The sequence below is a fragment of the Bdellovibrio bacteriovorus HD100 genome, from assembly GCF_000196175.1.
Lineage (GTDB): Bacteria > Bdellovibrionota > Bdellovibrionia > Bdellovibrionales > Bdellovibrionaceae > Bdellovibrio > Bdellovibrio bacteriovorus.
Genome location: NC_005363.1, coordinates 1,482,224 through 1,501,378, shown reverse-complemented (window position 1 = coordinate 1,501,378; position 19,155 = coordinate 1,482,224). Strand labels below are relative to the sequence as shown.

Below are 19,155 nucleotides of genomic sequence, written 5' to 3'. Positions count from 1 at the left end.
AACCCATGAAACGCATCATCACACTTCTGACCGTCTTTCCGCTGATTCTGAACGCTCAAACTCCAGCCACAGAAGAGGCTTCCGCTCAAGAAGCCTCCACTCTGGAGGCCGTGCAGGTTCAAGGGTCCAAGGAAAACAAATCCTATCAGGAAAGCACCGAAAGTATTTCTGTGGTTCCCAGCCGTGAGCTGGACTCCCCAATTCAGTCTGATTCCATCCAGGCCCTGAATGCGGTTCCCAACGTTTCCATCAACAAAAACGACGACAGCTTCAGTATCCGTGGTGTGAACAACACCGGCGTGACGGGCTTCCAGAAAGACAATCTGTCTTCTATCTTGGTGGATGATGTTTTCCAGACCGACCTTGCGATCAAAGCGGGCAGCTTTGAGCTGTGGGATTCCCAGCAGGTGGAAGTGTACCGCGGCCCTCAGTCCACCACACAAGGTGTGAACTCTTTGGCCGGCAGCATTTTGCTTTTCCATAACAAACCTGGGGATCAGACCGAAGGAGCAGCCAAGCTTGGCTATGGCAGCTTCAACCGCATTGAAGCGGGTGTGATGACCAACAACGTGTGGCTGGAAGGAAAACTGCTGAGCCGTGTTTCTGTGAATCACGAACAGGATGATGGTTTCATCAAAAATATCAAGACTGACAACAACAAATGGGGCGGAAAATCCAAAGACCATCTGGGTCTGGATCTGACCTACAAAATCAATGAAACCGATTATGTTCGCTGGAACACCAAGATCATGCAAAATGAAACTGGTGGAAACTACGTTCAAAGTGCCAACCCGTTTGACTATGAAGTTAACGAGGACGTGGACTTTGAAAGCAAAACCGGCAACCAGCAAACAAGCCTGCGCTATTTCGTCAAATTGAATGACCAATGGACCAATGAGGTTATCGGCGCCTATTCCCAGGCGAAAAACGACGAAACCAGCGATGCGGATGGCACGGCCAACCCAACCGCGGGTGTTCGTACGGAAGAACACAACGACCGCTTTGTCAGCGTGGAAAACCTTTTGAAGTTCCAGAACGAAAAACTAAAGAACGTCCTGGGCTTCCATGCGCATGACTACTATCTGAAGGACGACGCCCGCTTCGACATCCTGTACCCGCTTTCAGTCTCTGTTTTCACGCCCGTAGCTTCAAGTCAGGTGACTGACAAATACCGCACGGTATTTGCCCTGTTTGATTCTTACCTGTGGAAATTCACTGAAAATCAGTCCATCAATCTGGGGCTGCGCTACGAGTTCGTGAAAAACAAATACGGAGCTGACGTCACCGCCACCCGCAAGCAGAATCTGGGGGCCGGCACCAACGCCGCAGTGGATGCCTATCTGGACAGCGTGACTGGCAGCTACGAAGACGAGGACAACAACTCCATCCTGCTTCCAAAAGTGGCTTACATGCTGACTCAAGATCAGCACAGCTACGGGATCTCTTACACCGAAGGCTATCGCACGGGTGGTTTGTCCATCAACCGCAAGCGCGTTCGTGTGGACACCTACGATCCGGAAAAAACCGGCAACTATGAGCTGTCTTACAAATATGCCGCTTCCAACTGGAACTTCAGCTCGGCGGCATTCTATACGGACTGGAAAGACCAGCAGGTGATGGTGCAACTTTCAAACGACCCGTTTGACACCCAAGTGGTCAATGCTGCCAGCTCGGAGCTGTACGGAGCGGAAGCCGAGATCAACTGGAAACCGGCGTCCCGCCATGAGTTCAATCTGGGGGCTGGTTATGTAAAAACCCGCTTCAAAGATTTTGTGAATGGCACCAAGGACTACACCGACAATGAATTCCCGTTTGCACCCAACTGGACCGGTCGCCTGTCTTATGGCTATCAGATCAGCCAGGACTGGAATGCCGCAGGTATCTTCAGATACTTGAGCAAGTCCTATGGCAATGCGGAAAACACCATGGATTCACCGGAACAGTTCTATCTGGATTTGCTGGGGCAGTATTCTTTGGCTGCATGGAGCATGAATGTGGATTTGTACGTGCGCAACGTGCTTGACACCCGTTATGTGATCTATGACCGCACAAGTTCCATTGGCGGTCAGTCCGTCAGCTACAACCAGGTCAACTCACCTCGAGAGCTGGGTCTGCGCCTGAATTATTTCTGGTAGTTAGTGTTTAGCAGGAAGCCAGACCACAAATCTTGTTTGGCTGGCTTCCGTATCCAGATAAAATCTGCCTTCATGAGATCGCACGATCCCCTCTGAAATGCTCAATCCCAGACCGACCCCCATGCCGACCTCTTTGGTCGTGAAGAAGGGCTCCATGATTTTATCGCGCAGAAACGCTGGCACTCCCGGACCGGAATCGGAAATTGAAATCTCGACACCGTCCTTCACGCCTTTGGCTTCAACCACCACCTTACGGGTGTTGACCGACTGAACGGCATCCGCCGCATTATTCAATAGATTCAACAGCACCTGGGAAATCTGATACGGCCGCACATACACCTTCAAGTTCGGCTCCAGACGTGCAATCAGGTCCACCCCTTCATGCCGGAACTTGTCTGAACAAAACGCCAGTGTGTCATCAATGATGGCATCCACTGTCACCCATTCCATATCACCTGGATCAGAATCCCGGGAATAATAGCGCAAACCTTTGACGATCTTGGCGATGCGCTGGGTGGTGTTTTCGACGACTTCAACGCGCTTTTGCACTTCAATGTCCGTGGCAAGCCCCCGGGCCCCCAGCAGGCGGCGTAAAACACCGACGTGACCATTGATGATGGTCAAAGGATTGTTGATCTCGTGGGCGATGCCGGCTGCCATTTCACCCAACGAGGCCAGGCGTGCGCTGGCGATGATCTTGTCTTCCTGCTCCTTGATCTGTTTTTCCCGCTGACGCTTTTGGGTGACGTCCTCAACAACCGCCAGATAGCCCGTCGTGTCCCCGTTTTCACCAAAGACTTTTCCGACGAACAACTGCCCAAGGAAGCGGGAACCATTGCGATTCACGTACGTCCACTCTGAAGCGGTGTTAAAGCCGGCTTCAAACATGGCTTCGAAGAAATCAACGCCCAGCTCAACCGGACGCTTCAGTGCGCTTTCAAGTCTGAGCCGCATCAGCTCCACGTCCTGTGGGTCATGGAAGATGAACGGGTGCTCTTTTCCAGCGATCTCTTCGGTCTTCCAGCCGGTCTTTTCTTCCGCTGAGCGATTCATCTCCCGAACAATACCGTGTTCATCAAAGGAAATCATCATCAACGGAGTCGCATCCATCGCCGCCGACTTCCAGTCCGCCACAGCCCGCGCCCGTTTGCGCATTTCATCGGAGCGGTTGTAAAAGCTGAGCGACAGCCCCAGCAAAACGGAAATACCCACGGCAAAAACCAGCACCACCGAAGGCAGCGCCGATGTATTGCTGCGAATGGCTCTGGTAGAAGGTGCAAAGACGATCGCCCAATCCACACCCATATTGGTATAATGGATGCGCGTCAGCCAGTCCCGCGACAACACAGGATCCCAGTCTGAACTGCGGTAGACCTCCTGCCCGTCCTCATAAATGGCCACATGATAACTTTCAATGCGCGCAAAACGATCCAGGAAAGTCTGAATCTCGATCCCGGCACTGAGAATTCCCGCAAACTCTGTGTTCTTATAAACCGGCACCAGCAGCGCAAAACCACGCCCGCCGGATTTCATGTCAATCACGCGAGAAATGCGGGATTGATGGGACTCGCGAGCCATATCCAAACTGCGTCTGATTTCAGCCGAACGCCCCATGGTGGTGTTGCGGATATTTCGGCTGAAGTCGTCCATTGGATACAGCCAGCGCAACAGCAGATTCTGATCCGCCCACGCAATTCGACGGATGCCTTTGAATTCCTCGTAGTAAAACTGAGCATCCATACGCCACACAGATTCATCACGATAGGCCCCCACGGCCATGCGACGGGACATGTGCTGCAGGGCTTTTTCAAGGGGAATAAATGTTCCATCCAGCTTGCTGCGGAAACTTTCAGCACGAATCAAAGTGATGCTGCGGTTTCTTTCGATATCCTTCAGCAACAACAGCTGCCAGATACCCACCGCCGTCAGAACTCCGATCATAACCACATACAAAGGCACAACGGCAGATCGACCGGATTCTTCATCACGCACCGAGCGGCGCAACTGTAAAATGTGCGCCAATGACAGCAGAACGAAGGACAGCGAGGTATGAATCGCCATGCGGGAGATTGCCCCCCACCCGTACTCTGAACTGAAGTTCAGGAAGTACCCCAGAAAACCCAGTATACTAAACCCAAGCACCAAAGAACTGATCGTGATTCGCACCATCCGGCGGGCATAAGAACGACCCGACACCACACCCATCACGCCTAACAGCAACATACAAACCGATGTGCTTATGGACATGCGCCCCGGCGACGCCACCCCCACACTGTAAAATGGCTCTACCAAGGCCTGATCAATGCCCAGATCAATACCGGTCAGATACTGAAGCAGGTTGATCGTCCCCAATAAAAAGGCAAACAGCGAAGAGAAAAAGGAAATTCGTAGAAAGCGCCCTTCCGAAAAAAGAAGAGCCATGGCCAGAGCGGCCAGCCCCAATGCCGTGTTGATCACCATCGGGGCAAAGTCAGGTCGAATTTGAATCAGAGCCGGGTCCCGCAGAATCCATCCGAAAATCACGATGGAGGCGATGCCCAGCACGGACAGAGCCATCAGGAAATGCAGATTCTTCCTGATGTTAGTGAATAACACGGGTGACCCCAATGATCCCCTTGATCTTCTGGATTTCAAACACCGCCTGGTTCAACTGGCTCGCATTCTGAACGCTGACCTCGAAGTTACACACGGCTTTTTTATCCTTGGTCGTGCGGATCTGGGCTGACTGAATATTGATCCCCTGCTGGGCAAAGGCTTCTGACATCAGTTTTAGCAATCCCGGCACGTCCTGGGAGATGATCTTCAGGCGCACAATGCGCTCCTGGCCTTCTCCGGCTTGTTTCACATTCCAGGTCACATCGACTTTGCGAAGCTGATCGAATTCAAAAGCCTTGCGGCAGTCGCTGCGGTGAATGGAGATACCACGGCCACGGCTGATAAAGCCCACGATCGGATCCCCCGGGATCGGATGACAGCATTTTGCATAGTGCACCAGCACGTCATCCATGCCGTCCACACTGATAAGGGAATTGGTCTTGCGTGTTTTTTGAGTCGCGGCACGCATGACTCTTTCCATAAAGGTCGTGTCTTCGGTTTTGGCCGCTTCTTTGGCGATATTTTCCGGGGAAAGTCTTTCCACCAGAATGCGCGTTTCAAGTTTTCCGTAACCCACGGTCACGTACAACTCATCCAGATCCGCCAGGCCGTGGTCCTTCAGATAGGCTTCAAAGGCCGGGCCTTTCAGATACTTCACGGCAGCCATGCCGAACTTGCGGAATTCTTTTTCCACCAGTTCTTTACCCAGCATGATCGCACGACGGCGCTGCTCTTCTTTGACGAAGGCGCGGATTTTGGATTTGGCTTTATTGGTAACGACAAATTTCAACCAGTCCTTGGAAGGCACCTGGGTTTTGGAAGTGACAACTTCGACTGTGTCCCCGTTTTGCAGCTGATATTTCAGCGGCACCATTTTGCCGTTCACGCGGGCCCCGACAATGCGGTTGCCAAGCTCCGTGTGAACCGCGAAGGCAAAGTCCACCGGGGTGGCCCCTTCAGGGAATTCACGAACATCTCCGGTCGGAGTGAAAACGTAAATTTCAGTTTCGAACAAATCCGTTTTGACGGTGTCCAGGAATTCGTCAGGATTGCGCACGTTCTGATGCCACGACACCAGATCACGCAGCCAGTTGGCCTGCTGCAAATCACCGTCGTCCATCATCTTGCCGCGCTCTTTGTACTTCCAGTGAGCGGCGATACCTTTTTCCGCAACCAGATGCATTTCACTGGTACGGATTTGAATCTCGATGCGCTCCCCGCCCGGGCCCATGACGGTCGTGTGCAGGGACTGATAGTTATTGGCCTTGGGCATCGCGATGAAGTCTTTAAAACGACCCGGGATCGGCTTCCACAGCGAGTGGACCAGCCCCAGAGCGGCATAACATTCCGCCACGGATTCAACCAGCACACGGAATGCCAGAACATCGTATACCTGATCGTAGTCGATGTTACGGGATTGCATTTTTCGGTAGATGGACCACAAGTGTTTGGAACGCCCATAGACTTCATAACGGAAGCCGGCTTTGGTCAGTTCTTTTCCGATCAGATGCTTCACTTCCTCGATATATCTATTCTGCTCGGCTTCGGTCTTTTTAATCTGCTGGACAAGTTCATAGTACATGTCCGGGCGATAGTAACGGAAGCACAGGTCTTCCAGCTCAATCTTCAGCGCACTGATACCCATGCGCCCTGCCAGCGGACAATAGATTTCCAATGTTTCAAGAGCGATGCGCTCTTGTTTTTCAAACGGCATGAAATTCAAAGTTCGCATGTTGTGAAGGCGATCAGCCAGCTTCACCAGAACGACGCGCACGTCTTTACCCATGGCCACGATCATTTTGCGGATGTTTTCACCCTGCTTTTCGTGGCTGTTCTTGAACTTCATCTGACCGATCTTGGTCACCCCGTCCACCAGGTGCGCGATCACATCACCGAACTCGCGGCGAATGTCTTCCAGCGTGGCCGCGGTGTCTTCAACGGTGTCATGCAGAAGACCGGTGGCAATGGTGTCCAGATCCAAATGGAAGTCCGCCAAGATTGCGGCAACCGAAAGAGGATGAGAAATGTAAGGTTCACCGCTGCGGCGGATTTGGCCTTCGTGCATTTTCTCAGAGAATGAATAGGCCTTCTCAATAATTTTGAGATCTGCATTCGGATAATAGACTCGAATGCGCGCCAGCAGATCGTCGACTGTTTTGACCGGCTTGTTGGTTAAGCCATCCTCTTTCAGGAAATTAAACATATTCCCTATAGCTTACCTGACCCCAGAGGGGTGTCCAACGAAGAATTACAGGCGTCCAGAAAACGCAAAAAGGGAGACTTCCGCCTCCCTTCATTGGGTTCACATAAATGGGGCTTGCGCCTTTAATGTGATTACTTGTTCAGATCCTTTTCGATCTGACGGATAGCTTCGTTTGCATCCAGGCTGTCCTGGTAGCCCACGTTGCCCATCGCAACTTCACGCAGGGAGCTTACGATGTACTTGTTGCTACGAGTGGAAACTGTCGCTTCTGCACCTTTCAGAAGTTGCTTCGCACGTTTTGCAACCATCAAAACAAGGGCAAATCTGTTAGGTACTTTTTCCAAGCAATCTTCAACGGTTACACGAGCCATTACGCCTCCAGCAAATAGATCAGGCCAAATTACAGCTAAGCTAGCAAATCTTCAACGATTTTCTTAAATTCCCCATAGGATTTCTCAAACACGTCGTTGACGATCTGATAATCGAACTTGGAGGCCTCACGGATCTCCTTTTCGGCATTGGCCATACGAACTTCAATGTCCGCAGGGACCTTGCCATCGCGCTTTTCAATGCGACGACGCAGCTCGTCAATACTCGGGGGATGGATAAAGACGGTTTTAGCGTCCGGGAACTTGGACTTAAAGGTCGCCACACCCTGGATGTCGATGTCCATAATGGCGGTTTTACCCTGATTCCAGGCTGTTTCCAGGGACGAATATGAGGTTCCATAGAAATTGGTGTGAACCTTCGCCCACTCCACAAAGAAGCCCTCTTTGATCTTCTGTTCAAAATCAGCATGATCAATGAAATTGTACTGCAGACCCGGCGTCTCTCCCTGGCGGATAGAGCGCGTTGTGAAAGTGACGATATCCACCAATCGGGAATCCTCCCGGGTGATCCTTTCGACAAAGCTGCTTTTTCCTGCGCCACTTGGAGCGGCGACGATAATCATGCGAGTTTTCATAATTACTGAACGTTTTGAACCTGTTCTCTAAGTCTTTCAATAAGGGTTTTTGCTTCTACCACAGCCGCAGTGATCTTGGCTACCTGAGACTTTGACCCAATGGTATTCACCTCACGCAGCAATTCCTGGGTATAGAAATCCAGCTTTTTACCTTCAGCGGTGACCGAGCCCACCAACTGACGGTAGTTCTTGATGTGTTCCGCAAGACGGCTCAGCTCTTCGTTGATGTCGGCTTTTTCCAGCTGAATCACGATTTCCTGGGACAAACGGGCGGAATCGATTTCACTGCCTTTAAGGCGCGCACGAACTTTTTGCTCGTAACGGTCCTGAAGTTGCGCATTGGCTTCGCCACGCAACTCACTGATAATCTTCACTTGTTTTTCCAGAGCCACCAGCAGTTTTTGCAGATCCTTTTGCAGGGATTTGCCTTCGCGGGCGCGTTCCTTGTCGCAGTTGGAACAAGCTTCGGTGAATGCTTTTTTCAGAATCTTGTCTTCACCAGTGAAAAGCTCATAGGTTTCTTCAACTTTGATGATTTCAGGCAGTCTTGCCACCACCTCAAGGTGAACATTAAAGGGCACGCCCAACTCTTTGGAAAGATGCTTATAAGCGGACATGTATTTCTTGGCCAAGGCATCGTTCACGGTCATCTGCGCCTTGCTGGCCGTGTTCTTCACACGGCGGGAAACGAAAACATCCACCGTGCCACGATGAAGGGTTCCACTCAGAATCTTCTTCAACTCCCCTTCATAAGAAACAAATTCACGAGGCAGGTGAAAACGTGGCTCCAGGAAACGTCCGTTCACGGAACGGATGCTCACTTCCACAGTGACGTCTTTAGTCTGAACTCTTGCGGTGCCGTACCCAGTCATGCTTTTCATAATTACCTCTATTCTCGGCTTTCCACCGAATCAGGGTCAAGGTTTGAGAAATTTCTCGACCACGGTTCGAACCTCAGCAAAACCCGAGGCCCCATCGAACCACTGAATGTCTTTGTCTCGCTGAAACCAAGTTCTCTGTCTTTTGGCGAGCTGGTGAGTGTTTGTCGTGATCTCTTCCTGCAGCTGCGAAAGACTTATTCCCCCACGCAGATATTCGAGTGTCTCTTTATAGCCCACACTGCTGATCGGTGCCCATGAAGCCAGACCTTCATCGAGAAGCCCCTGAACCTCTTCAATCAATCCGGCAGCGAGCATCTTTTCCACGCGCTGCCCGATGCGTTCGCGCAGCACTTCGCGATCCCAACTCGGACCGATCTTCAACAGCGGAAACGGGAACGGCTTTCGCTGGGACTCAAATTCGGCTTGAATCTGCGTGACACTTTTTCCCTGGCTGCGAATCAGTTCAATCGCCCGCCCGATACGATAGCGATCTGCCAGATGAATCTTGGCGCCGTATTCAGGATCGGCCTTCATCATTTCGGCGTGCAGGCGGATGGCGCCTTCTTCAGTTTCAAGCTCAAGGGCCACCTGGGCCTGAATTTCTACCGGGACCGGGATCACCGGATACATGCCCTTTTCAATGGCCATAAAATAAAAACCAGTACCGCCCACCACAAACACCGGCTTGTCGGCGGGGATCTCTTCTAGAATGGCGTAAAAATCACGGCAGTAATTCCCGGCCGTCATTTCTTCCGGCGGATTTACATAATCCAGCAGATAGTGCGGCACCAAGGCCTGCTCTGCCTTGCTGGGTTTGGCCGAACCGATATCCAGTTTCTTATACAGCTGAACCGAATCACAATTGACGATGACGCCGTTGAATTCTTGCGCAAGCTTCAGCGCCCACTCGGATTTCCCGGTGGCCGTGGAGCCGACAACAAAAATCACATGCCTTTTCGCCATTAAACTATTCGTCCGAAATCTTTTTCCAGCTTGTAGTACGGGTACTCCACACTGACCGGGCGACCGTGAGGACAGAAGCTTGAAAGCGGGAACATGTCCATGTCACGAAGCAGACTGCGCATCTGATCCGGACTTAAAGACTGCCCTGCCCGCACCACGGAATGGCACGCCATCGTGGCACAAATGTCGCCCACAGTTCTTTCCAAAGAATAACTGCCGCCCTGATCCACGATCTCGGTCGCCATCTTGTCCAAAACACCGCTGAGGCTGGATTCTTTGATCATCAACGGGGCGGCTTTAACACCAACCGTGCCCGGACCCAAAGCTTCAATGAAAACACCCAGGCGTTCCATTTCTTTGGCCATGGTCAAAAGACCTTCGACTTTTTCCGGAGACATATCAATCGCCAGGGGGAACAGGAAGTCTTGAATATCAACCTTCCCACCCTTCCAGGCATTCATCAGTTTTTCAAACACCACACGCTCGTGAGCGGCGTGCTGATCCACGAACACCAGCTTGTCTCTGGACTGAGTCACGATGTAAGTCAAATTCGCCTGCCCCAGAACCTCCAAAGAAGACCAGTAACCCAGTGAAGCCTCCTCCGCTTTCGGAGCAAAGGATTCACGCTGAGCCGCCGACTCAGCCAGGGCCTGATAAGTGGTCTGCGGCTGCTGCAATGATGAGACCGGAAAACTGGACGCCGGGAAGCTGAATTCTTTTTTCTGGAACTGAGTCACTTCCAAAGAATTGTCCTGGAAGCGCAGATTCTGCTGAGGCATGGGTTGCGAAGCAAAGTTCGGAAGCCCGTCAGTGGATTTAAACTCCTCAGAAGAGTTCTGCGTAAGCGGCATGGTCACATTCTGCGTTGCCACATCCGAGCGTTTGATCCAGGGTGCCTGCTCCAGCGTGCCACGCAAAGCCGCCGCCACAGCACGGAATGCCAGGGACGGATCCTGGAATTTCACCTGGGATTTTGTCGGGTGAATGTTCACATCCACACAGTCCGGATCCACTTCCACCCACACGGCGGCAATCGGATATTCTCCGTGCATCAGAAGACTGCGATAGGCTTCGTTCACGGCCGCCTGCAGACTGCGATCCTGGATCCAGCGATTTTGCGCAAACAGCCAGATATTTTTTGAAGTCTTGGCGACGTTATGAGGATCGGCAAACACCGCATAGGCCTTCACGTTTTCGCGGGAAGCTTCGCCTTCGAACAGAGGTTTGATTTCAAGAATTTGTTCAACACGGTCCTTGCGGGATTTACACGCCGGCCAGAACGCCACAAGCTTGCCGTTTTCCTGAATGCGGAACTCGACATCGTAATGAGACAAGGCCATCGCCTTCAAGGTCGTCTTGATCGCCGAGTTTTCAGCCGAATCAGACTTCAGGAATTTCAAACGCGCCGGAGTGTTGTCGAAAAGGTTTTCAATCAGGATGGTCGTGCCTTGCGAGCCGCCGACTTTGTCGATCTCTTTTCTTTTTCCGTATTCACTGATCAGCTGATGGGCCTGTTCATCCCCGGCACGACGCGAAGTCAGTGTCAGCTTGCTGACAGAGGCGATACTGGCCAAAGCTTCGCCGCGGAAACCGAAAGTGCGCAAAGACCACAGGTCATCGGTTTTTGAGATTTTGCTGGTTGCGAATCGTTCCAGGGATTTGGGCAAATCTTCCGGGGACATCCCCTTGCCGTTGTCGATCACCTTGACGATGCGGCCGCCGTCGTAGAATTCCACGTGCACGCGGGTGGCGCCGGCATCGATGCTGTTTTCCACAAGTTCTTTGACGAGATGAGCAGGACGCTCCACCACCTCGCCCGCGGCGATTTGGTCAACAACTTCAGGGGATAAAATCTGGATCGACATAGGGGGAATTTGCATGAGCTCCCCCCTCAAGTCAAAGGACTATTGTGGGCGCAGACACTCGCCCCAAGCCTGACATTTCAGCAGTTTGGAGCGCAGTTGTTTGACCTCGGTCAAGGTCAGTTGGATCTCTTGATCAAAGCCCTTTTTAAGACCGCCAAACTGAGAAATAGCGCGGAATTTAAACGGCCCCTGGAAGTCCTCCACACGGAAGTTCAGACCTGTATCCGGCTGAAACTGAATGTGATTGGCGTGTTTGGTCAAATTCCATGTAAAACGGTCACGCTGAGCTTTCAGCTTATCCATGGCCTGCTGCAGATTCTTCCAGCACTTCACCTCGGCCACCAGAACGACTTTATGCGTGGATTTCTCAAACACCACCACATCAAGCTCTCCTAAAGTGTCTTCCCCCAGGCTGTATTCCACCCCGGTGGTCACTTCATAAGCATCACCAAATTCTTTGGTGACTTCAAGACGGGCAATTTCCTCACAAACAGTGCCGTCAGGTTCAAAATTAGCACCGGAATTTTTCAAAGCCTCGAAGTAAGGCTCAATGTCCCCACCCGCAAAAGAAACAGAACTAAAAAGAATGACAAAAAACAATGCAGCCAAACGCACAAAGAGCCCCCTCTAAGAAGCGCCTTCATAACACCTCGCTTCCACAAAAGGTACCAGCTTACTTTTTCCGAAGCTGCGCGTTAAAAATCCCAGCCCAGATTCAGGCCGAAAGCGAAGTATTTGGTTCGTTCCCAGTAGTATTTCGCATTGGTTCGTAAGGACATGCCGCCCAGGCGGGCGCCAATTCCCAGATCGATCACCGCTCCGAGAGTCATATCATCGGCGGAATAACTTAAAGTTTCGCCGTTGCTGGGCACATCGATATTGAAGTGTGAATACCTAAACATCGGACCAAAACCATAGTAGTAAATAAAATTTTTGCCCTGGGGGATGACTGTCTGGAAAGTAAAGTCCGTCATGAAGATAAAACCGTCAGCGGCTTTTTTGGTATAGTCCTCGTAGTACGAGGGCGCACCGAAGTGGAACAAGATATTGGCGTCCGTGTAGATCTCGCCGCTGAAAAGCGTGTTAAAGCCGTTGAACTTCACTCCATAGAACAACAGGCTGTCAGTGCGCTCTTCTCTTAGCGTGTCTTCAGTGAAATTCGTCATCTGCAGAACCGGGCCGCGATAACGGGTGGCAAAGAAAGGCCTTTTCTTTTTCTCTTCCTTGGCTTCGCTCAGCTTGACCTGCTCCGGCTTGGGAATTTTGATAATGCCCGGTTTGATATCCGTGTCGGAAATCCACCCCAGATGACCGGGTTTCAGACGGATCTTATAGAACGGACCTTTTTTGTTTGTGGAGATATTAAAAACAGAACCGATTTTCAAAGTGGTGATGACCGGCGCATCAAAGTCGGCGTCCTGATACACCAGGGCGCCATCCAGAATCACCGTCGCCTGCTGGGCTTGCGCCCACAAACTGACAGGAAACAGAAAGAACATCAAGAGCAGCAGCGCTGCCCTATTTAAAACGCATAAGCCAAACACGATAGAAAGCCTCAAGCACAATTTTCAGAGACATTTTACTTTGGCCCACACGACGGTCTTCAAAGACAATCGGAGACTCCGCCCCTTTGAAACCCTTTTTCAAAGCTTTGTATTTCAATTCGATCTGGAAGCTGTAACCGTTGGATTCAACCGTGGAAAGATCAATCCCGTGCAGAACCTCTTTTTTCCAGGCGTTGAAGCCCCCTGTCCAGTCATTCAGCGGGAAGCCCAGAATCAATCGGGAATAGATGCCGCCCCCCCGGGAGATGATCTTGCGGATCAAACCCCAGTTCACCGTGCGACCACCATCCACATAGCGGGAACCCACAGCAAAATCATTGGCTTCCATCGTCTTGATCAAAGGCCCCAGGTCCTCGGGACGGTGAGAAAAATCTGCATCCATTTCGATGATGCCCTCAAAGCCATGATCCATGGCCCAGCGGAAACCCGCGATATAGGCCTTGCCCAAACCCTGCTTGCCGGGACGGGAAAGAATATGAAGCTGTGGCAAGCTTTTTTGCATTTCACGAACAATGGCCCCAGTGCCATCCGGAGAGTTGTCATCAACAACCAGAATTTCAACACCCAGGTTCTGCGCCAATACCGCAGGCACAATCGCCTGAATATTTTCTTTTTCGTTGTAGGTAGGAATTACGACCAGATTTTTCATGGCTCTAAGCTGTCACAAAGAGCCCCGACTTGCAATCTTTAGATCAAATTGACCGCGATACCAAGCGGCCTTTGCCCTTATCCTGGAGGGCCTTCGCTTTGTCTGCGGGAATTGCGGGCAAATTCAGAGGTTTTGCCAGCAGATATTTAGGATCCTGACGGCGAACATCCAGCTGCTCTTTCACTTTACTCGCCGCCTGCTCCGGCGCCTTCAGATAAAGAACAGGATCAAACCCGCACACACGGCAGACCACGGACAGTCTCCAGCGGATTTTCACGAAGACTTCAGAAATCGCCAGACACACCACAAAGGCCACCATCACACGCGGATCATACTGCTGCCACAAGGCGAACATAATCACCACGGATGCCAAGGCACTGCCCAGAATATTCATCAATGAAATATTCTTGCGACGATAAATACGGCGGGGGCTTTTACAGAAGGCACAGTAACAGTTATGGCGAGTCTTAAAGAACGACAACATACAATCAGTTTGCCAAAGACAAGGTCCAGAACGAAAGATCAATTTTTGAAAAATGACAAAGCCTTGATAGAATGGGGTATGCAAATCATTAAAACAATTCAGTTCGCTTTGATCGCCGCTTCCCTCTTTACCGCTCCCACCTTGGTCCAGGCCGCTTCCGGCGACTCTGAGTATGAAGAGGTCAGCTATGAGGACCTGCTCAATGAATTAAGCGCAAAAAAACAAAAAGTGACCCAAAGCTCTACGAGTTCGTTTGATGATGTGCGCCTGCACGCGGGCATTGGCTATGCCAACTCTTTCACCAACATTTCCGCCAACAATCAGAACTTCAACCGCCACACCAATGGCATTCAGCTGTCCCTGGGGATGGATCTGTTTTCTCCGAACTGGTACTCTGAAGGTGTGTTTAAAAACTACGGCGTGTCTTCTTCCGGCAGCGAAGAGTTCACTTTGCGCGAACTGGATCTGAAAATCGGTTACACCAACCGTCTGGAAAGCATCTGGTCTTATTCCATCAGCTCGGGTCTTTCCAACCGCTTCCTGCGCTTCAGCGACTCGTCCAAAGGTATTAGCGTTAATGAAACAACACCGTCCCTGATTGTTTCCACGGGTTTTATGGCTCAGGTGCACAAACACCTGTCCCTGGGGGCTGAAGTCAGCGCCCACACCGCCATGGTGAACCGCACATCTGACAAAAACTCTTTTGACTTCGCTTTCCGCCTGAACACATCCCTGTAAATCATTCCCTGACCTTGCCCGCATGCCTAAGAACTGCTAACTCTAGGCATGCCCTTTTTCCTGCTGTTGCTGACACTTCTGATCTCTGTTTCTGCCAAGGCGGCCACCACATCCCTGTGTGGCATTCGCATCGAAGGCACGGAAGAGATCAAATTCACCGACACCGAAAAAGACTGGCTGTGCGGCACCCCCAAAAATGACGCGTGGAAAAGCATTCCGGACAACCAGCGTATTTTTTTCCTGAAAAGTTTCCTGCAAAGCCGCGCTTATCACCAAGCCCAGTTCACCTATGAAAAAGATCTGCTTCTGGTGCAGACCGGGCCCAAGTCCCACGTCAAAAAGCTCAACGTCCTGCACGCCCCGCCCGTTTGGGAGTGGAAGAAGCGCCGGTATATTCTGAATCGCCCCTTCACTCCGAACATCCTGGATGAGATCAACAAGTGGGCCCTGCGCCGTCTGCAGGAAAACGGCTATGTGTGTCCTCAAGTTGAGTCCCGCGGAATCATCGACGAAGAAACCTTCCTGCTGGATGTGAATGCGGGAACACCGGCCGTCTTTGGCACTTATCCGACCATGGGCGAAGAGGATTTGGATCCGGCCATTCTGGAGCGCTTTTCCGCGCTTCTTCCGGGTGAGCCTTTTGACATTCGCCTGCTGGAGCTAAGCTCCACCCGAGTGCTGAATGAAGATTTGTTTCTTAGCACCTATTACGACATCGCCTGCCAGAAGGACGGAAGTTATTCGATCGTGCGCCGAATGATTCCCGCCAAACCCCGCTTGCTCAGCTTTGGAGTCGGCTTTGACTCTGAGGGCGGAGCCCTGATCAAATCGACTTTCAAACAAGCGCGCCTGACACCCGCTGCGGATTCTTTGGAAACGTCTCTTTATGCCTCGTTCATCGAACAGTACATCATCTTCAACCACTATCATTATTTTCTGGATGACTTAAGTTCGCGCACCCACCTGATCAGCGGCGCAAAAATTCGCCACGAATCAGAAAGCAACTACGAGGCCATGACTTATGAGATGGGAACCGGAGTTTCATTCGGAAAAGAGTGGTCCACCGCGACGAGCAGTTTTCAACTGGGGCCGTATCTGACTCGCACGGATGTCATTCGGGGACCGGGGCCTTATCGTATTGATTCTTTGTATCTGGGCACCGAAGTCAGTCTGACCAGTCACATGTATGAATACTATTTGGCAGACCCCCAGAAAGGCTGGACGATCACGTTTAATTCCGCTTCGCAGGTGGATGGTGCCGTCGCCAACGAAGATCTGCACCGTCTGACTTTGCGCCATCAGGTGCTTTGGAATTTACAGGATTGGGACCCTCCGTTTTTGATTTTGGGCTGGCGTGGATCCATGGGGGCCTTCATTCTGCCGGATGGTTTTACCCAAAGCGATCAGATTCCGGTCAACTGGCGCTTCTTCATGGGGGGTGATGCGGACTTGCGCGGGTTTGCCCGTAAGCAGTTGCCTCAGGACGGACAAGGTTATTTGACTTACATCTATCAGGGCCTCGAGTTACGAGCGGGCGATGTCCTTCCATACAACTTACAGCCGTTGATCTTTTTTGATGCCGCCAAAGGGGGCGAGTCCTCCATGAAGCTGAGCTCTGCGCTATACTATTCCCCCGGAGCCGGACTGCGCTGGGGCTCCCCGATTGGTTCCATGCGGGCAACCCTTGGAAGGGGCTTTGTCATTGATCCCGTACCGAACGATGTCGACCCCGGCTATCAGTTCTTCTTCAGTTTCGGAAGGGAGTTCTAATGGCGTTGCTCATGAAGTCCCTGAAGATTTTTGTAGCCTTGGTTTTGCTGATTTTCGTACTGCTGATTGCGGGCCTGGCGTATGTGTGGATGAAACCCGAGCTGGTGATCAACGAAAAAAACGCACGCTGGGCTTTGCAATATGCCCCTGACAACTTGAAGATTTCCTGGGATCAACTGAGCTTTAAATTTGAAAGCCCGGACTGGACACACAAACGCATTCAGGTGTCGGCAAAAAATCTATGCGTGTCCTACGCGCCACGACTGCACACCTGTGCGCCCGCCATTTCTGTGGATGTGGCGATGGCCTTCACCAACTGGCGTCCAAAGCTTGAACAGTTGCGTGAAGTCACCATGGAAGTTTCCGAATTGACCCTGAACCTGCCAGCCAAAGAAGCAGCCCCGGAAGAGCCCAAGTCCCTGCTGCCTGACTTAAAACTGCCCGCGTTTTCCGAGGTGATGCCACAAGGGCTGGATTTTAATCTGATTGGGGCGTTGCACCTGTCGGCCAAGAATGTCCGGATCAATTTCCCGGAAGGCGCCCCTCTGTTAGCGCAAGCCGAGCTGGTTCGTCTGCCAAGTGATCAAACATCCGAATTGAATTTCAATCTTGCCGCTCAGGCAGAGCAAGAAGGCACTTTTGCCGCCAAGGTCCAGTCCAATATTCTTTTCGATTCACAAAAGCTTTCGGTGAATGGAAAAGCTCACGTATCGCTGCCGTCCATGAGCCTCGAAACGCCCCTGAGTGTGAACTGGGGCCGCGATCTTCGTGCCCAAGCAAAGCCATTGATCCGCTATGGAAAGATCAAACTGAACCCCGCCGTGGACCTGCACTGGTCGAATAAAGAACTGAATGTCACTTTGGGTGACATTCAGCTAAAAAACATCTGGCGCAAAACTTCCCTGCGCCTGCAAAGCTGCGCAGTGAAGGCGACACTTGATTCCGAAAAGGGGTATCCTGCCAAAGCCGGCCTGCAATGCGGATTGCGGGTCACCCCTGACAAGAACCGTGCGGGAATCAAAAGCGTCGACACCATTTTGACGGCCACGCTGACTGCGCACACGCAAGGCAAGGGCGCATCTGAGCGTCTTAGAATTAACGGGCAGGCTGAACTGAGCGGCGCAAACACTTTCCTGCAAGCGCAAGTTCAACTTACCGGCGAAGTGGAAATCAAACTGCAGAAGCCATTGCAACTCACCGCCGCCAAAGCCGCGACCGAGATCCACCTGCGCATCCCTGACTTTGTGGTTTGGAAGGATCTGTTCGAATCGACCCCGTTTGCCGTGCCCGCTCCCCTGCATGTGCTGACCGGCGACATCGAACTTGATGTGCACGCGCAGCTAACGGATCTGGATTCACCCCTGCAGGCCGATGCCACTGCGCAGAGCCGCTTAAGCTCCAAAAATCAAAAGCTCTTCGTGAAGGCCACTGCTGATCTGGAAACACTGGGTAAGATTTTAAAACCCCGGGGATTGAAGGTTCATGCCGATGTCGTTTTGCAAGACGTGCATTTGCAGGCCCCGCCTCTGCGCCTGGCGGTCCCTCCTCAAGTTCTGCCCGACAAGCGCTTTGTTATGCGCAAAGACCTGGATATTATTGAAGAGGAAAAACCCGCCCCCACATCCAGGATTCCGTTTGAACTGCTGTGGTCGGTGAATATCAAAACCGAAAAGCCCGTGCTGATTTCTTCAAACCTGTTGCAAAGCCCGGTGCCGGTCGCCTTGGACATGCAGGTACAAAGTGATCGTAAGCCCCAAGGTAAAGTCATGGTGCAAAGCTTTCCGTTTGAATTCTTCCGCAAAAAAGCCACAGTCAACAATGTGGACTTAATCTTCCACCCGGACACCGTAGCTCCGGAACTTTCCGGGAAGATCTCTTATTCCAATCCGGAAGTGAACATCCGTATATTGTTACTGGGAAACACCCAACGCCCAATCGTGAATCTGGAAAGCGACCCGCAGCTGAATCAGCAGCAGATCCTTTCGGTGCTGCTCTTCGACAAATCTTTGGATGAACTGAATGAAGACGAAGTCAACTCGACATCGAACATGAGCCGGGCCGTTTCTGACGGAGCCCTGGGTTTGTTCTCGCTGATGTTTTTATCTTCGACCCCGATTCAATCCATCAGCTATGATCCCAACAGCCAGTCCTACACCGCGCGAATGCGTCTGGATGACAACACCACCTTTAGCATGCAGTCGAACATGACCGAACAACGCCAGTTCACTTTGCGCCGCCGACTTGGAGGCAACTGGTCCGTGCGCACGGAACTGAGCCAGGAAGACAGCCGCGCCGATGTTGTACAAACCTTGCTGGAATGGATGCGCCGGTTCTAGAGGCCTT

The 19,155-nt window shown here is 51.7% G+C and carries 15 protein-coding genes; 4 read left to right on the top strand and 11 right to left on the bottom strand.

Annotation, left to right across the window (positions count from 1 at the left end; all coding sequences use genetic code 11):
- The first annotated feature begins 5 nt into the window (after positions 1 to 5).
- Positions 6 to 2,135, top strand: a complete 2,130-nt coding sequence (locus tag BD_RS07145) for a TonB-dependent receptor (RefSeq protein ID WP_011164052.1) — start codon at positions 6 to 8, stop codon at positions 2,133 to 2,135.
- On the opposite strand, the gene BD_RS07140 is transcribed toward BD_RS07145, so the two are convergent.
- The 11 genes from BD_RS07140 to BD_RS07090 form a co-directional block, all read right to left on the bottom strand.
- Entirely contained in the window at positions 2,136 to 4,730 is a 2,595-nt protein-coding gene (locus BD_RS07140) for an ATP-binding protein (RefSeq protein WP_231839309.1), read from the bottom strand.
- On the bottom strand, positions 4,717 to 6,933 hold the full coding sequence (locus BD_RS07135; RefSeq protein WP_011164050.1) for a RelA/SpoT family protein: 2,217 nt from the start codon (positions 6,931 to 6,933) through the stop codon (positions 4,717 to 4,719). The genes BD_RS07140 and BD_RS07135 overlap by 14 nt, the downstream gene beginning before the upstream one ends.
- 131 nt (positions 6,934 to 7,064) lie before the next feature.
- Entirely contained in the window at positions 7,065 to 7,304 is a 240-nt protein-coding gene (gene rpoZ, locus BD_RS07130; RefSeq protein WP_011164049.1) for a DNA-directed RNA polymerase subunit omega, read from the bottom strand.
- A 35-nt stretch (positions 7,305 to 7,339) separates the two neighbouring features.
- On the bottom strand, positions 7,340 to 7,897 hold the full coding sequence (gene gmk, locus BD_RS07125; protein WP_038448884.1) for a guanylate kinase: 558 nt from the start codon (positions 7,895 to 7,897) through the stop codon (positions 7,340 to 7,342).
- A 2-nt stretch (positions 7,898 to 7,899) separates the two neighbouring features.
- Entirely contained in the window at positions 7,900 to 8,778 is an 879-nt protein-coding gene (locus BD_RS07120) for a YicC/YloC family endoribonuclease (RefSeq protein WP_011164047.1), read from the bottom strand.
- A 36-nt stretch (positions 8,779 to 8,814) separates the two neighbouring features.
- Positions 8,815 to 9,741, bottom strand: a complete 927-nt coding sequence (miaA, locus tag BD_RS07115; protein WP_011164046.1) for a tRNA (adenosine(37)-N6)-dimethylallyltransferase MiaA — start codon at positions 9,739 to 9,741, stop codon at positions 8,815 to 8,817.
- Entirely contained in the window at positions 9,741 to 11,621 is a 1,881-nt protein-coding gene (gene mutL / locus BD_RS07110; protein ID WP_011164045.1) for a DNA mismatch repair endonuclease MutL, read from the bottom strand. The genes miaA and mutL overlap by 1 nt, the downstream gene beginning before the upstream one ends.
- 24 nt (positions 11,622 to 11,645) lie before the next feature.
- On the bottom strand, positions 11,646 to 12,221 hold the full coding sequence (locus tag BD_RS07105; protein WP_011164044.1) for a hypothetical protein: 576 nt from the start codon (positions 12,219 to 12,221) through the stop codon (positions 11,646 to 11,648).
- Between the two features lie 80 nt (positions 12,222 to 12,301).
- Positions 12,302 to 13,105 (bottom strand): SH3 domain-containing protein, encoded by an 804-nt coding sequence (locus BD_RS07100; protein WP_050792905.1) that lies wholly within the window; start codon positions 13,103 to 13,105, stop codon positions 12,302 to 12,304.
- Positions 13,106 to 13,124: 19 nt separating this feature from the next.
- Positions 13,125 to 13,820 carry a polyprenol monophosphomannose synthase gene (locus tag BD_RS07095; protein WP_011164042.1) on the bottom strand — a complete coding sequence of 232 codons (696 nt, stop codon included), beginning with the start codon at positions 13,818 to 13,820 and terminating at the stop codon, positions 13,125 to 13,127.
- Between the two features lie 43 nt (positions 13,821 to 13,863).
- Complete coding sequence (locus BD_RS07090) at positions 13,864 to 14,304, bottom strand: hypothetical protein (protein WP_011164041.1); 441 nt, start codon at positions 14,302 to 14,304, stop codon at positions 13,864 to 13,866.
- 78 nt (positions 14,305 to 14,382) lie between these two features.
- Here BD_RS07090 and BD_RS07085 point away from each other — a divergent pair, with 78 nt between their 5' ends.
- The 3 genes from BD_RS07085 to BD_RS07075 are packed head-to-tail and all read left to right on the top strand — an operon-like array spanning position 14,383 to position 19,148.
- Positions 14,383 to 15,042, top strand: a complete 660-nt coding sequence (locus tag BD_RS07085; RefSeq protein WP_041583714.1) for a hypothetical protein — start codon at positions 14,383 to 14,385, stop codon at positions 15,040 to 15,042.
- Between the two features lie 48 nt (positions 15,043 to 15,090).
- Positions 15,091 to 16,812, top strand: a complete 1,722-nt coding sequence (locus BD_RS07080; RefSeq protein WP_011164039.1) for a BamA/TamA family outer membrane protein — start codon at positions 15,091 to 15,093, stop codon at positions 16,810 to 16,812.
- On the top strand, positions 16,812 to 19,148 hold the full coding sequence (locus BD_RS07075; protein ID WP_011164038.1) for a translocation/assembly module TamB domain-containing protein: 2,337 nt from the start codon (positions 16,812 to 16,814) through the stop codon (positions 19,146 to 19,148). Before BD_RS07080 ends, BD_RS07075 begins: the two co-directional genes overlap by 1 nt.
- The last annotated feature ends 7 nt before the right edge of the window (positions 19,149 to 19,155 follow it).

What these genes read in the sequence shown, in the direction of transcription:
- BD_RS07085 (WP_041583714.1), top strand. Translation starts at nt 14,383, where the DNA reads ATGCAAATCATTAAAACAATTCAGTTCGCTTTGATCGCCGCTTCCCTC.
- BD_RS07080 (WP_011164039.1), top strand. Translation starts at nt 15,091, where the DNA reads ATGCCCTTTTTCCTGCTGTTGCTGACACTTCTGATCTCTGTTTCTGCC.
- BD_RS07095 (WP_011164042.1), bottom strand. Translation starts at nt 13,820, where the DNA reads ATGAAAAATCTGGTCGTAATTCCTACCTACAACGAAAAAGAAAATATT.
- rpoZ (WP_011164049.1), bottom strand. Translation starts at nt 7,304, where the DNA reads ATGGCTCGTGTAACCGTTGAAGATTGCTTGGAAAAAGTACCTAACAGA.
- BD_RS07090 (WP_011164041.1), bottom strand. Translation starts at nt 14,304, where the DNA reads ATGTTGTCGTTCTTTAAGACTCGCCATAACTGTTACTGTGCCTTCTGT.
- mutL (WP_011164045.1), bottom strand. Translation starts at nt 11,621, where the DNA reads ATGCAAATTCCCCCTATGTCGATCCAGATTTTATCCCCTGAAGTTGTT.
- BD_RS07135 (WP_011164050.1), bottom strand. Translation starts at nt 6,933, where the DNA reads ATGTTTAATTTCCTGAAAGAGGATGGCTTAACCAACAAGCCGGTCAAA.
- BD_RS07120 (WP_011164047.1), bottom strand. Translation starts at nt 8,778, where the DNA reads ATGAAAAGCATGACTGGGTACGGCACCGCAAGAGTTCAGACTAAAGAC.
- BD_RS07075 (WP_011164038.1), top strand. Translation starts at nt 16,812, where the DNA reads ATGGCGTTGCTCATGAAGTCCCTGAAGATTTTTGTAGCCTTGGTTTTG.
- gmk (WP_038448884.1), bottom strand. Translation starts at nt 7,897, where the DNA reads ATGAAAACTCGCATGATTATCGTCGCCGCTCCAAGTGGCGCAGGAAAA.
- BD_RS07145 (WP_011164052.1), top strand. Translation starts at nt 6, where the DNA reads ATGAAACGCATCATCACACTTCTGACCGTCTTTCCGCTGATTCTGAAC.
- BD_RS07100 (WP_050792905.1), bottom strand. Translation starts at nt 13,105, where the DNA reads ATGTTCTTTCTGTTTCCTGTCAGTTTGTGGGCGCAAGCCCAGCAGGCG.
- miaA (WP_011164046.1), bottom strand. Translation starts at nt 9,741, where the DNA reads ATGGCGAAAAGGCATGTGATTTTTGTTGTCGGCTCCACGGCCACCGGG.